Here is a 13615-nt window from a genome sequence, read left to right on the forward strand (position 1 = left end):
ATGGACATTAGAATTCAAGCAATCCATTTTGACGCTACAGCGCAGTTAGAAGCGTTTATTCAGAAGAAAGTTAGTAAGTTGGAGCAATACTTCGACGGCATAATATTGGCAGAAGTAACATTAAAGGTCGTGAAGCCTGAAGCTGCTAAGAATAAAGAGGCTGCTGTACGTTTAAAAATAAAGAATGGCGATTGCTTTGCGGAGAAGGTAAACGACACTTTTGAAGAGTCAATTGACGAATGTGTTGAAGCTTTGGAAAAGCAATTAGTTAAATTCAAGGAAAAAATCAGAGCCAAATAAAAAAAACGGTAGATAAATTTGGTATGTAAGAAATAATATCTAAATTTGCAGCCGTTTCGCCTACCCGACGAAACGGCTTCTTTTAGAAAGAAGGTTTGCCTCTTTAGCTCAGTTGGCCAGAGCACGTGATTTGTAATCTCGGGGTCGTTGGTTCGAATCCGACAAGAGGCTCAAAAGAATTGAAATTTGAAATGGGCAGTTACCAGAGTGGCCAAATGGGGCTGACTGTAACTCAGCTGTCTTTCGACTTCGGTGGTTCGAATCCATCACTGCCCACTACTAAGGAACAATTCTAAGCGAGAATTGGTTCGTGAAAGATTTAAAATTGCGGAAGTAGCTCAGTTGATAGAGCATTAGCCTTCCAAGCTGAGGGTCGCGGGTTTGAGCCCCGTCTTCCGCTCTTTTTATTTCGCCTGTGTAGCTCAGCGGTAGAGCACTTCCTTGGTAAGGAAGAGGTCCCGAGTTCAAGTCTCGGCACCGGCTCAAGATGATATTTAGAACATGATCATTAATCAAATAAAGAACAATTAAGTTATGGCAAAAGAGAAATTTGACAGATCGAAACCACATGTGAACATTGGTACGATTGGTCACGTTGACCACGGTAAAACAACTTTGACAGCTGCTATCACAACAGTATTGGCAAAGAAAGGTCTTTCAGAACTGCGTTCATTCGATTCTATCGACAACGCTCCTGAAGAAAAAGAAAGAGGTATTACAATTAACACTTCTCACGTAGAGTATTCGACTGCAAACCGTCACTATGCTCACGTAGACTGTCCGGGTCACGCCGACTACGTAAAGAACATGGTAACTGGTGCTGCTCAGATGGACGGTGCTATCATCGTAGTTGCTGCAACTGATGGTCCTATGCCTCAGACTCGTGAACACATCCTGTTGGCTCGTCAGGTAAACGTACCGAAGCTGGTTGTTTTCATGAACAAATGTGACATGGTTGACGACGAAGAAATGTTGGAATTGGTTGAAATGGAAATGAGAGAACTTCTTTCTTTCTATGATTTCGATGGTGACAACACTCCGATCATCCGTGGTTCTGCTCTGGGTGCATTGAATGGCGACCCGAAATGGGAAGACAAAGTTATGGAGTTGATGGAAGCTGTTGATACATGGATTCCTCTGCCTCCGCGCGATGTTGATAAACCTTTCTTGATGCCGGTTGAAGACGTGTTCTCTATCACTGGTCGTGGTACTGTAGCAACAGGTCGTATTGAAGCAGGTATCGTAAAAGTTGGTGAAGAAGTTCAGATCATCGGTCTGGGTGCTGACGGAAAGAAATCAGTTGTAACTGGTGTTGAAATGTTCCGTAAGCTGTTGGATCAGGGTGAAGCTGGTGACAACGTAGGTTTGTTGCTTCGTGGTATCGACAAGAACGAAATCAAACGTGGTATGGTTATCTGCCATCCGGGTAAGGTTAAAGAACACTCTCGCTTCAAAGCTGAGGTTTATATCCTGAAAAAAGAAGAAGGTGGTCGTCACACTCCGTTCCACAACAAATATCGTCCTCAGTTCTATATCCGTACATTGGACGTAACAGGTGAAATTACTCTTCCGGAAGGAACTGAAATGGTTATGCCTGGTGATAACGTAACAATCGACGTTGAACTGATCTACCCGGTAGCTTGTAACGTAGGTCTTCGTTTCGCAATCCGCGAAGGTGGACGTACAGTAGGTGCTGGTCAGATTACAGAATTAGAAAACTAATTCATACATAAATCATGTAGCCAGTCTGTAACAGGACTGGCTATTTTTACGGAAGTAGCTCAGTTGGTAGAGCACTGGTCTCCAAAACCAGGTGTCGGGAGTTCGAGCCTCTCCTTCCGTGCTAAAAATCTATAGATTCGATGAAAAAGATAATTACTTATATTAAGGAATCTTATAACGAACTTGTTTATAAAGTTTCTTGGCCTACTAGAACAGAGCTTTCCAATAGTGCTGTGGTTGTTATGTTTGCTTCCCTTATAATTGCAGCAGTAATCTTTGTTGTGGACTTAGGCTTCGAAAGCGTAATGCGTTTCTTCTACGAGAAAATCTTTTAATCAGTTTTAGATATGTCTGATATCCAAAAGAAATTTTATGTTCTGCGTGCCATCAGTGGTAAGGAGAATAAAGTCAGAGAGTATCTCGAGGCTGAGTTGAAGAACACAGATCTGGGTGAATATGTCAACCAGGTTCTGATACCTACGGAGAAGACTTTTACGGTGCGTAATGGTAAGAAAGTGATGAAAGAAAGAGCTTACTTGCCGGGTTATGTATTGGTAGAAGCTGCATTAGTCGGAGAAGTCGCTCATCGATTAAGAAACATTCCCAATGTAATCGGATTTTTGGGCGGGTCTGATAACCCGGTTCCGTTGCGTCCTTCTGAAGTGAATCGTATTTTAGGTACGGTTGACGAATTGCAGGATCAACAGGAAGAACTGGATGTCCAATTTTATGTTGGCGAGAGTGTTAAGATCACCTTCGGACCGTTCAGCGGTTTTACTGGTGTAATCGAAGAAGTCAACGCCGAGAAAAAGAAACTTAAAGTGATGGTGAAGGTCTTCGGACGTAAAACCCCGCTTGAGTTGGGTTATATGCAAGTTGAGAAGGAGTAATACTTTTGTTACGAGAAGTATTTTCTTTCTGTTATTGATGTTATATATCTAAATTTTAGAAAAATGGCTAAAGAAGTTGCTGGACAAATCAAATTGCAGATTAAAGGAGGAGCAGCAAACCCTTCTCCCCCAGTAGGACCTGCCTTAGGTTCTAAGGGTATTAATATTATGGAGTTTTGCAAGCAATTTAATGCCAGAACCCAAGACAAGGCTGGTAAGATATTACCTGTGGTAATTACTTACTATGCTGATAAGTCTTTCGACTTTGTCGTTAAAACCCCTCCTGTTGCTATCCAGTTATTGGAAGCATCTAAACAGAAGAGTGGTTCTGCTGAGCCGAACCGTAAGAAGATTGCAGAAATCTCTTGGGATCAGGTAAAAACTATTGCAGAAGACAAACTGGTCGACTTGAACTGTTTTACTGTTGAAGCTGCCATGAAAATGGTTGCCGGAACAGCTAGAAGTATGGGTATAACTGTTAAAGGGACATTCCCGGGTAATAATTAATAAACTTCAATTGAAATGAGTAAACTGACAAAAAATCAAAAGTTGGCTTTGGGCAAGATTGAAGCTGGGAAAGCATATACATTAAAAGAAGCATCAGCATTAGTAAAAGAAATTACTACTTCTAAGTTTGATGCATCTGTAGATGTGGATGTTCGTTTAGGAGTTGACCCCCGTAAGGCCAATCAAATGGTTAGAGGCGTGGTTTCATTGCCTCACGGAACAGGAAAACAAGTTAGGGTTCTCGCATTATGTACACCAGACAAGGAAGCTGAAGCAACTGCTGCTGGAGCTGACTATGTTGGCTTGGATGAGTATATTGACAAAATTAAAGGTGGTTGGACTGATATTGACGTTATCATCACTATGCCTTCTATCATGGGTAAGATCGGTGCTTTAGGTCGTGTATTAGGCCCTCGTGGTTTGATGCCTAACCCTAAGAGCGGTACGGTTACCAATGAAATCGGCAACGCAGTGAAGGAAGTTAAGCAAGGTAAGATCGACTTTAAAGTAGACAAATCTGGTATCGTTCATACATCAATCGGAAAGGTATCTTTCAATGCCGATCAGATTCGTGATAACGCTAAGGAATTTATTTCAACTCTTTTGAAGTTGAAACCGTCTGCAGCTAAAGGTACATATATAAAGAGCATTTATCTTTCTAGTACAATGAGCGCGGGTATTAAGATTGACCCGAAATCAGTTGAAGAAAACTAATTTAAAATTGTTGGACAATGAAAAAGGAAGATAAAGGCATAGTTATAAGCCAGCTTACAGAAACTGTAAAGGAATATCCTAATTTCTATTTGACTGATATCGAAGCATTGGATGCTGAGAAAACAAGCAAATTGAGAAGAGAATGTTTCAAACAGGAAATCAAGTTGGTTGTTGTTAAGAACAACTTGCTTAAAAAAGCACTGGAAAATGTAGGTGGTGATTTCTCACCGCTGCAGGTTGCTTTGAAAGGCAATACAGCTGTTATGTTTTCACAGACAGCTAACGCTCCTGCTCGTCTGATAAAAGAATTTACTAAAGGTGCCAAGAAAGGCGAAGTGGCTAAACCGGAATTGAAAGCAGCCTATGTACAGGAAAGTTTCTATGTCGGTGCTGAAAACCTGGAAGCCCTTGTAAATATCAAGAGCAAAAACGAACTTATCGGCGACGTTATTGCATTGTTGCAATCTCCGGCGAAGAACGTTATCTCTGCTCTTCAGTCATCAGGACAAACTATCCATGGTCTGTTGAAGACTTTGGAAGAAAGATAATTATTTAATATTTTACAGTAAACAATCATTTAAATCATACAAAAATGGCAGATTTGAAAGCTTTTGCAGAACAATTAGTAAACCTGACCGTAAAAGAAGTTAGCGAACTGGCTACAATCCTTAAAGAAGAATATGGTATTGAACCTGCTGCTGCAGCTGTTGCTGTTGCTGGTCCTGCTGCTGGTGGCGCTGCTGCTGCAGAAGAAGAAAAGACTTCTTTCGATGTAATTTTGAAAGCAGCTGGTGCTAATAAATTGGCTGTTGTTAAGGCAGTAAAAGAATTAACTGGTCTTGGTTTGAAAGAAGCTAAAGATTTAGTTGACGGTGCACCTAGCGCAATCAAAGAAGGAATCGCTAAAGCTGACGCTGAAGGATTAAAGAAACAGTTGGAAGAAGCTGGAGCTGAAGTTGAGCTTAAATAGTATTTATAACCTGGTTTCCAGGTGATTTGGTTAAGAGTCTCCCTAAAAGGAGATTCTTAACCTTTTTGTGTCTATAATTTCAATAAGTTCAATAAATTCCTTACTAGATGTCTTCAACAGCTGAAAACCAAAGAGTTAATTTTGCTTCGATTAAGAATCAGTTTCCGTATCCGGACTTTCTCGAAGTTCAATTGAAGTCATTCCAAGACTTTCTTCAACTTGACACACCTCCTGAGAAAAGAAAGAAGGAGGGGTTGTATAAGGTGTTTGCAGAGAATTTCCCAATTGCAGATACCAGAAACAACTTTGTGTTGGAGTTCTTAGATTACTATATCGATCCGCCCCGTTACTGCATAGATGAATGTATTGCCCGCGGATTAACCTATAGTGTGCCTTTAAAAGCAAAGTTAAAACTGTATTGTACAGACCCGGATCATGAGGATTTCGATACGGTTATCCAGGATGTATATCTGGGTCCGATCCCTTATATGACTGATCGCGGTACTTTTGTGATAAATGGTGCTGAGCGTGTTGTTGTTTCACAGTTACATCGTTCTCCAGGCGTATTCTTTGGTCAGAGTACACATGCCAACGGAACGAAATTGTATTCGGCACGTATCATTCCGTTTAAAGGCTCATGGATCGAATTTGCAACAGACATTAACAATGTGATGTATGCATATATCGACCGTAAAAAGAAATTACCTGTAACTACCCTTTTAAGAGCTATTGGTTTTGAAAGCGATAAAGATATTCTTGAAATCTTTAACCTGGCTGAAGAAGTAAAAGTTTCAAAAGCAAACCTGAAGAAACTGATCGGTCGTAAGCTGGCTGCCCGTGTATTGAAAACCTGGGTGGAAGATTTCGTAGATGAAGATACTGGCGAAGTTGTTTCTATTGAACGTAATGACGTTATCATCGACCGTGAATCGGTGTTGGATAGCGACAGTATTGAAGCAATTCTGGAATCTGGTACACAAAATGTATTGTTACATCGTGAAGACCAGAATCTTTCAGATTATGCAATCATCTATAATACGCTTCAGAAAGACCCCAGTAACTCTGAAAAAGAGGCTGTATTATATATTTACCGTCAGTTGCGTAATGCAGAACCTGCAGACGAAGCAAGTGCCCGTGAAGTTATACAGAACCTGTTCTTCTCTGAAAAACGTTATGATTTAGGTGAAGTAGGCCGTTATAGGATTAATAAAAAGTTGAACCTTACTACCAGTGATGATGTTAAGGTTTTGACAAAAGAAGATATAATCGAGATCATCAAGTATCTGATCGAATTGATTAACTCAAAAGCGATCGTGGATGATATCGACCATTTAAGTAACCGTCGTGTTCGTACTGTAGGTGAACAGTTATACAACCAGTTCGGTATCGGTCTGGCTCGTATGTCACGTACTGTACGTGAGCGTATGAACGTTCGCGACAATGAAGTATTTACTCCGATCGATTTGATTAACGCGAAGACTATCTCTTCTGTAGTTAACTCCTTCTTCGGAACGAATGCTTTGTCGCAGTTTATGGACCAGACAAACCCGTTGGCTGAAATTACTCACAAACGTCGTCTGTCTGCCCTTGGACCGGGTGGTTTGTCAAGAGAGCGTGCCGGATTCGAGGTTCGTGACGTTCACTATACACACTATGGCCGTCTTTGTCCGATTGAAACACCGGAAGGACCGAACATTGGTTTGATCTCTTCTCTTTGTGTGTATGCAAAAATCAATGACCTGGGATTTATATCTACCCCATATCGTAAAGTTGTGGATGGTAAGGTAGATTTTTCAGAAGATTCTTTGCAATATTATACAGCGGAAGAGGAAGAAGAAATGACCATTGCACAGGGTAATGCTCCGTTGGATGAAAACGGTAAGTTTATTCTAGAAAGGGTTAAAGCTCGTTTTGAAGCAGACTTCCCTGTTGTGCCGCCTTCAGAAGTAGATTTGATGGACGTTGCTCCGCAGCAGATTGCTTCTATCGCAGCTTCTTTGATTCCGTTCCTGGAACATGATGATGCTAACCGTGCATTGATGGGATCTAACATGATGCGCCAGGCAGTTCCTTTGTTGCGTACGGATGCTCCGATCGTTGGTACAGGTATCGAAGCACAGGTTGCTCGCGACTCCCGTACTCAGATTATGGCAGAACGTGCCGGTGAAGTTGTTTTTGTTGATGCAACTTGTATCAAGATTAAATATGACCGTACTGAAGACGAAGATTTCGTAAGCTTCGAAGATGCGGTTAAGACCTATGTTATTCCGAAGTGGCGTAAGACTAACCAGAGTACGACTGTAGACCTTCGTCCGATTTGTCACCGTGGCCAACGTGTAGAGGCTGGTGATATCCTGACTGAGGGTTATTCGACTCAACTGGGTGAACTTGCTTTGGGACGTAACGTGAAAGTGGCTTACATGCCTTGGAAAGGTTACAACTATGAGGATGCTATCGTACTGAACGAACGTATGGTTCGTGAGGACTTCTTTACTTCTGTTCACGTGGATGAATATATCCTAGAAGTGCGCGAAACTAAACGTGGTATGGAAGAGCTTACATCCGATATCCCTAATGTTAGTGAAGAGGCTACCAAAGATTTGGATGAAAGAGGTATTGTTCGTGTGGGTGCCCGTATCGAACCGGGTGACATTCTGATCGGTAAGATTACTCCGAAGGGCGAATCGGATCCTTCTCCTGAAGAAAAATTGCTGCGTGCAATCTTCGGTGATAAGGCTGGTGATGTGAAAGATGCTTCTTTGAAAGCGACTCCGTCTCTTCGTGGTGTTGTTATCGATACGGCTTTATTCTCTAAAGCTGTTAAGAAACGTAAGTCTAGATTGACAGATAAGGCTATTCTTCCGAAGTTGGATGAAGAATACGAAATGAAGATGGCCGACCTGAAGAACTTACTGGTAGAAAAGTTATTGACGCTTACTAACAATAAAGTTTCTCAGGGTGTTAAAGACTACATGAATACTGAAGTGATTGCGAAGGGCGCTAAGTTTGGTCGCAAGGCTTTGGAAGATCTGGATTACAATGCTGTTCAGGTTAGTAAATGGACTGCCGATGCTGATAAGAACGAACTTATCAAGCAGGTGATCCTGAACTATCTGAAGAAATATAAAGAACTGGATGCCGAACTGAGACGTAAGAAATTCGACCTTACTATCGGTGATGAACTGCCGACAGGTATCGTTCAGATGGCAAAGGTTTACATTGCTAAGAAACGTAAGATTCAGGTAGGTGATAAGATGGCCGGTCGCCACGGTAACAAAGGTATTGTTTCCAAGATCGTTCGTCAGGAAGATATGCCGTTCCTGGAAGACGGAACTCCGGTTGATATCTGCTTGAACCCGCTGGGTGTGCCTTCCCGTATGAACCTGGGACAGATTTTTGAAGCAGTATTAGGTTGGGCCGGTAGAACGATGGGAGTGAAGTTTGCTACTCCGATTTTCGACGGTGCATCACTGGATGACCTGAACGAGATGACTGACAAAGCTGGTATTCCTCGGTATGGTAAATCTTACCTGTACGATGGTGGAACCGGTGAGCGTTTCGACCAGCCGGCAACCGTAGGTGTTACGTACTTCCTGAAACTGGGTCACATGGTTGATGATAAGATGCACGCCCGTTCAATCGGTCCGTACTCTTTGATTACTCAACAGCCTCTGGGTGGTAAAGCTCAGTTTGGTGGTCAGCGTTTCGGAGAAATGGAAGTTTGGGCACTGGAAGCCTTCGGTGCCGCACATGTTCTTCAGGAAATTCTTACAATTAAGTCTGACGACGTTGTAGGACGTTCTAAAGCTTACGAAGCAATTGTGAAGGGTGATCCGATGCCACAACCGGGTATTCCGGAATCTCTGAATGTATTGCTCCATGAGCTGAGAGGTTTAGGTTTAAGCTTTACTCTGGATTAATTCAACAACAATATAAGTAGGTGGGTTTCGGCTCATCTACTTTATCTATTGATAACTCTTTATAAATAAACAATATGGCCTTTAGAAAAGAAAACAAGATAAAGAGTAACTTTTCAAAAATAACCATCGGTCTGGCTTCTCCTGAAGAGATTCTTGAAAACTCTAGTGGTGAAGTTCTGAAACCGGAAACGATTAACTATCGTACGTACAAACCTGAGCGCGACGGTCTTTTCTGCGAACGTATCTTCGGTCCGATCAAGGACTATGAGTGTCATTGCGGAAAATACAAGCGTATCCGTTATAAAGGTATTGTCTGCGATCGTTGCGGGGTAGAAGTTACAGAGAAGAAAGTGCGTCGCGAACGTATGGGACATATCCATCTGGTTGTTCCTGTCGCTCATATCTGGTATTTCCGTTCTCTACCCAACAAAATCGGGTATCTGTTAGGCTTGCCTACCAAGAAACTGGATTCTATCATTTATTATGAACGTTATGTGGTTATTCAGCCGGGTTGTGTAGACACTGTTGCTGAATTAGACCTGCTTTCGGAAGAAGAATACTTGCAGATTCTGGATAACCTGCCAAAGGAAAACCAAATGCTGGAAGATACGGATCCTAACAAGTTCATTGCAAAGATCGGTGCTGAAGCCGTTTATGATTTGCTGGCTCGTCTGGATTTGGATTCTCTATCTTACGAACTGCGTCACCGTGCAAGTACGGACGGTTCACAGCAACGTAAGAACGAAGCGTTGAAACGTTTGCAGGTTGTTGAATCTTTCCGTGCATCCAGAGGCCGTAACAAACCGGAATGGATGATCGTAAAGGTCGTTCCTGTTATTCCGCCGGAATTGCGTCCGTTGGTTCCGTTGGATGGCGGACGTTTCGCTACATCCGACTTGAATGATTTGTATCGTCGTGTTATTATCCGTAATAACCGTCTGAAACGATTAATCGATATTAAGGCTCCGGAAGTAATCTTACGTAATGAAAAACGTATGCTTCAGGAAGCTGTGGACTCTCTGTTCGACAACTCTCGTAAATCGAGTGCCGTTAAGACAGATGCTAACCGTCCGTTGAAGTCATTGTCCGACAGTTTGAAAGGTAAACAAGGTCGTTTCCGTCAGAACTTGTTGGGTAAACGTGTTGATTACTCTGCCCGTTCGGTTATCGTTGTAGGTCCTGAATTAAAAATGCATGAGTGCGGTCTGCCGAAGAATATGGCTGCCGAACTTTATAAACCTTTCGTTATCCGTAAATTGATCGAACGCGGTATCGTTAAAACGGTTAAGTCTGCCAAGAAGATTGTGGACCGTAAGGAACCGGTTGTTTGGGATATCCTGGAATATGTAATGAAAGGTCACCCTGTGTTGCTGAACCGTGCACCGACACTGCACCGTTTGGGTATCCAGGCATTCCAGCCTAAACTGATCGAAGGTAAGGCTATCCAGTTGCACCCGTTGGCTTGTACGGCATTCAACGCCGACTTCGACGGTGACCAGATGGCTGTTCACTTGCCTTTAGGAAATGAAGCTGTACTGGAAGCACAGATGCTGATGCTTGCTTCTCATAACATTTTGAACCCGGCTAATGGTGCGCCTATCACCGTTCCTTCTCAGGACATGGTGCTTGGTCTGTATTATATCACCAAGATGCGTAAGGGTACATTAGGAGAAGGTCTGGTATTCTACGGACCGGAAGAAGCGACTATTGCATATAACGAAAAGAAAGTAGATATCCATGCACCAATCAAGGTTTACGTTGATAACGTAGAAGAAGATGGCAAGCTGGTGCGTAAAATGATCGAAACATCTATCGGTCGTTTGATGGTAAATGAATTCGTTCCTTTCGAAGTTGGTTATATCAATGAAGTATTAGGAAAGAAATCTTTACGTGATATTATCGGTAAAGTAATCAAGATATGTGGTGTTGCCCGTACGGCTCAGTTCCTGGATGATATCAAGAACCTGGGTTACTACATGGCATTTAAGGGCGGTCTGTCATTCAACCTGGCCGACGTGCTTATTCCGCCAGAAAAAGATGACCTGGTAAAAGAAGGTTACGATGAAGTGGAACAGATTCTGGCTAACTATAGCATGGGTTTCATTACCTTCAACGAACGTTACAACCAGATTATCGATACATGGACACATGTCAACAGTAAGTTATCTAATATCCTGATGAAACAGCTGACAAATGACAATGACGGGTTTAACTCTGTATTCATGATGATGGACTCTGGTGCCCGTGGTTCTAAAGAACAGATTCGTCAGTTGTCCGGTATGCGTGGTTTGATGGCAAAACCGCAGAAGAGTGGTGCTGAAGGTGGTCAGATTATTGAAAACCCAATCCTTTCAAACTTTAAAGAAGGTTTGTCTGTGTTGGAGTACTTCATCTCTACCCACGGTGCTCGTAAAGGTTTGGCCGATACCGCGTTGAAGACTGCCGATGCCGGTTACCTGACTCGTCGTCTGGTAGACGTATCGCATGACGTTATCATCAATGAAGAAGACTGTGGTACGCTTCGTGGTCTGATTTGTACGGAATTGAAGAATAACGAAGAAGTTATCGCTTCTCTGTATGAACGTATCCTGGGACGTGTATCTGTTCATGATATCCAGCATCCGTTGACTGGTGAATTGATTGTTGCTGCCGGTGAAGAAATTCGCGAAGACGCTGCTAAGCTGATCCAGGATTCTCCTATCGAAAGTGTGGAAATCCGTTCGGTACTTACCTGTGAATCCAAGAAAGGTGTTTGTGCTAAGTGTTACGGACGTAACCTGGCTACAGGCCGTATGGTTCAGAAGGGTGAAGTTGTCGGGGTTATCGCAGCACAGTCTATCGGTGAGCCGGGTACACAGTTGACACTGCGTACATTCCACGTCGGTGGTATCGCATCTAACATTGCAACAGAAAACAGTATTACATCTAAATACGACGGTATTCTGGAAATCGACGAACTTCGTGCCGTAGAAGCTGATGATGCATCAGCAGGTAAGAAGTATCAGGTAGTAGTAAGCCGTCTGGCTGAAATGCGTATCGTTGATCCGAATACGAAGATTGTATTACTGACTCATAATATCCCTTACGGTTCTAAATTGTTCTTCAATAACGGAGACAAGATTAGCAAGGGGGACGTAATTATTGAATGGGACCCGTTCAATGCCGTTATCGTATCGGAAGTTTCCGGTAAGATCGAATTTGAAAGCGTTGTAGAAGGTGTTACTTACAAAGTTGAAAGTGACGAAACTACAGGTTTGAAAGAAAAGATCATTATCGAGTCTAAGGATAAGACAAAAGCTCCGGCTGCTCACATCGTTGATGAAAACGGTAATTATCTGAAAAACTATTCATTGCCGCTGGGCGCTCACGTTGTCAAAGAGAACGGCGATCCTGTTAAGGCTGGTGAAGTTTTGGTTAAGATACCGCGTGCAGTAGGTAAGGCTGGTGATATCACCGGTGGTCTTCCCCGTGTTACCGAGTTGTTTGAAGCTCGTAACCCGTCTAACCCGGCTGTCGTTTCTGAAATCGACGGTGAAGTTGGATTCGGTAAGATCAAACGTGGTAACCGTGAAATCACTGTAACCTCTAAGTTGGGTGAAGTGAAGAAGTACATGGTGCCATTGTCAAAACAGCTTTTGGTTCAGGAAAATGACTATATCCGTGCCGGTATGCCGTTGTCCGACGGTGCTATCACTCCTTCGGATATCCTTGCTATCAAGGGCCCGACGGCTGTTCAGGAATATATCGTGAACGAAGTACAGGACGTTTACCGTCTGCAGGGTGTGAAGATTAACGACAAACACTTCGAAGTTATCGTTCGTCAGATGATGCGTAAAGTAGAAGTGGTTGATCCGGGAGATACTCGCTTCCTGGAACAGCAGGTGGTTGATAAGCTGGAAGTAATGGATGAGAACGATCGTATCTGGGGCAAGAAAGTTGTTATGGATCCGGGAGATTCTCAGACAATGCAGGCTGGTCAGATCGTAACAGCCCGTAAGCTGAGAGACGAAAACAGTATGTTGAAACGTCGTGACATGAAACTTGTAGAAGTTCGTGACGCTGTTCCTGCTACTGCAAATCAGATCCTTCAGGGTATTACACGTGCTGCATTGCAGACAAACAGCTTTATGTCTGCCGCATCTTTCCAGGAAACTACGAAGGTGTTGAACGAAGCTGCTATCAACGGAAAGGTAGACCGTCTGGAAGGTTTGAAAGAAAACGTTATCTGCGGTCACTTGATCCCGGCTGGTACAGGTCAGAGAGATTTCGACAAGTTGGTTGTCGGTGCTAAAGATGAATTCGAACGTATCTTTGCCAACCGCAAGAATGTTGTTGATTTCAATGCGATGGACAGAGATGATGAGTAAATAGCTTATCATATAATATAAAAGAAGGCTTTCGGTTTATTTCCGGAAGCCTTTTTTGTTTTTAGTAATTTGCTTAATCAGTATAGAACTCTTACTTTTGTCTGTCGCCTATATTAACTAACTATATAAAGTATCATGAAACATCCATGAAATAAATTTCGTCCAAGAGAATGTAAATAGGGGGGTATTGTTTACTTTAGTGTCATTCACTCGAAAAAACGAATG

The 13615-nt window shown here is 42.7% G+C and carries 10 protein-coding genes and 5 tRNA genes; all 15 read left to right on the forward strand.

What is annotated here, in order from left to right; translation table 11 throughout:
* Nucleotides 1-300, forward strand: coding sequence for a ribosome hibernation-promoting factor, HPF/YfiA family (hpf, locus tag HMPREF1535_RS24495; RefSeq protein WP_007654185.1), 300 nt, complete (start codon nt 1-3; stop codon nt 298-300).
* A 97-nt stretch (nt 301-397) separates the two neighbouring features.
* A tRNA-Thr gene (locus HMPREF1535_RS24500) sits at nt 398-471 on the forward strand.
* A 22-nt stretch (nt 472-493) separates the two neighbouring features.
* Nucleotides 494-576: transfer RNA gene (locus HMPREF1535_RS24505), tRNA-Tyr, on the forward strand.
* Between the two features lie 51 nt (nt 577-627).
* A tRNA-Gly gene (locus HMPREF1535_RS24510) sits at nt 628-700 on the forward strand.
* Between the two features lie 11 nt (nt 701-711).
* A tRNA-Thr gene (locus tag HMPREF1535_RS24515) sits at nt 712-783 on the forward strand.
* 51 nt (nt 784-834) lie between these two features.
* Nucleotides 835-2022: an elongation factor Tu gene (tuf, locus tag HMPREF1535_RS24520; RefSeq protein WP_010800484.1), complete on the forward strand. Its 1188-nt coding sequence runs from the start codon at nt 835-837 to the stop codon at nt 2020-2022.
* Nucleotides 2023-2070: 48 nt separating this feature from the next.
* Nucleotides 2071-2143 (forward strand) — tRNA-Trp (locus HMPREF1535_RS24525).
* Between the two features lie 19 nt (nt 2144-2162).
* On the forward strand, nt 2163-2357 hold the full coding sequence (gene secE, locus HMPREF1535_RS24530) for a preprotein translocase subunit SecE (protein WP_007654183.1): 195 nt from the start codon (nt 2163-2165) through the stop codon (nt 2355-2357).
* Between the two features lie 12 nt (nt 2358-2369).
* Nucleotides 2370-2912 (forward strand): transcription termination/antitermination protein NusG, encoded by a 543-nt coding sequence (gene nusG / locus HMPREF1535_RS24535; protein WP_010800483.1) that lies wholly within the window; start codon nt 2370-2372, stop codon nt 2910-2912.
* Between the two features lie 63 nt (nt 2913-2975).
* Nucleotides 2976-3419 (forward strand): 50S ribosomal protein L11, encoded by a 444-nt coding sequence (rplK, locus tag HMPREF1535_RS24540; protein WP_007654181.1) that lies wholly within the window; start codon nt 2976-2978, stop codon nt 3417-3419.
* Between the two features lie 15 nt (nt 3420-3434).
* On the forward strand, nt 3435-4133 hold the full coding sequence (rplA, locus tag HMPREF1535_RS24545; protein WP_007654180.1) for a 50S ribosomal protein L1: 699 nt from the start codon (nt 3435-3437) through the stop codon (nt 4131-4133).
* Between the two features lie 17 nt (nt 4134-4150).
* Nucleotides 4151-4681 (forward strand): 50S ribosomal protein L10, encoded by a 531-nt coding sequence (gene rplJ / locus HMPREF1535_RS24550; protein ID WP_007654179.1) that lies wholly within the window; start codon nt 4151-4153, stop codon nt 4679-4681.
* A gap of 44 nt (nt 4682-4725) precedes the next feature.
* Entirely contained in the window at nt 4726-5103 is a 378-nt protein-coding gene (rplL, locus tag HMPREF1535_RS24555; RefSeq protein ID WP_007654177.1) for a 50S ribosomal protein L7/L12, read from the forward strand.
* Nucleotides 5104-5210: 107 nt separating this feature from the next.
* Nucleotides 5211-9023, forward strand: coding sequence for a DNA-directed RNA polymerase subunit beta (gene rpoB / locus HMPREF1535_RS24560; RefSeq protein ID WP_010800482.1), 3813 nt, complete (start codon nt 5211-5213; stop codon nt 9021-9023).
* 74 nt (nt 9024-9097) lie between these two features.
* The gene (rpoC, locus tag HMPREF1535_RS24565; protein ID WP_007654173.1) at nt 9098-13390 is read left to right on the forward strand and encodes a DNA-directed RNA polymerase subunit beta'; all 4293 of its coding nucleotides are present in this window, start codon (nt 9098-9100) and stop codon (nt 13388-13390) included.
* Nucleotides 13391-13615 lie beyond the last annotated feature (225 nt).

It is taken from the genome of Parabacteroides goldsteinii DSM 19448 = WAL 12034, from assembly GCF_000969835.1.
Taxonomy (GTDB): Bacteria; Bacteroidota; Bacteroidia; order Bacteroidales; family Tannerellaceae; genus Parabacteroides; species Parabacteroides goldsteinii.

Excerpts from the sequence above, each read along its gene's own strand:
- hpf (WP_007654185.1), top strand. The coding sequence starts at position 1 with ATGGACATTAGAATTCAAGCAATCCATTTTGACGCTACAGCGCAGTTA.
- tuf (WP_010800484.1), top strand. The coding sequence starts at position 835 with ATGGCAAAAGAGAAATTTGACAGATCGAAACCACATGTGAACATTGGT.
- secE (WP_007654183.1), top strand. The coding sequence starts at position 2,163 with ATGAAAAAGATAATTACTTATATTAAGGAATCTTATAACGAACTTGTT.
- nusG (WP_010800483.1), top strand. The coding sequence starts at position 2,370 with ATGTCTGATATCCAAAAGAAATTTTATGTTCTGCGTGCCATCAGTGGT.
- rplK (WP_007654181.1), top strand. The coding sequence starts at position 2,976 with ATGGCTAAAGAAGTTGCTGGACAAATCAAATTGCAGATTAAAGGAGGA.
- rplA (WP_007654180.1), top strand. The coding sequence starts at position 3,435 with ATGAGTAAACTGACAAAAAATCAAAAGTTGGCTTTGGGCAAGATTGAA.
- rplJ (WP_007654179.1), top strand. The coding sequence starts at position 4,151 with ATGAAAAAGGAAGATAAAGGCATAGTTATAAGCCAGCTTACAGAAACT.
- rplL (WP_007654177.1), top strand. The coding sequence starts at position 4,726 with ATGGCAGATTTGAAAGCTTTTGCAGAACAATTAGTAAACCTGACCGTA.
- rpoB (WP_010800482.1), top strand. The coding sequence starts at position 5,211 with ATGTCTTCAACAGCTGAAAACCAAAGAGTTAATTTTGCTTCGATTAAG.
- rpoC (WP_007654173.1), top strand. The coding sequence starts at position 9,098 with ATGGCCTTTAGAAAAGAAAACAAGATAAAGAGTAACTTTTCAAAAATA.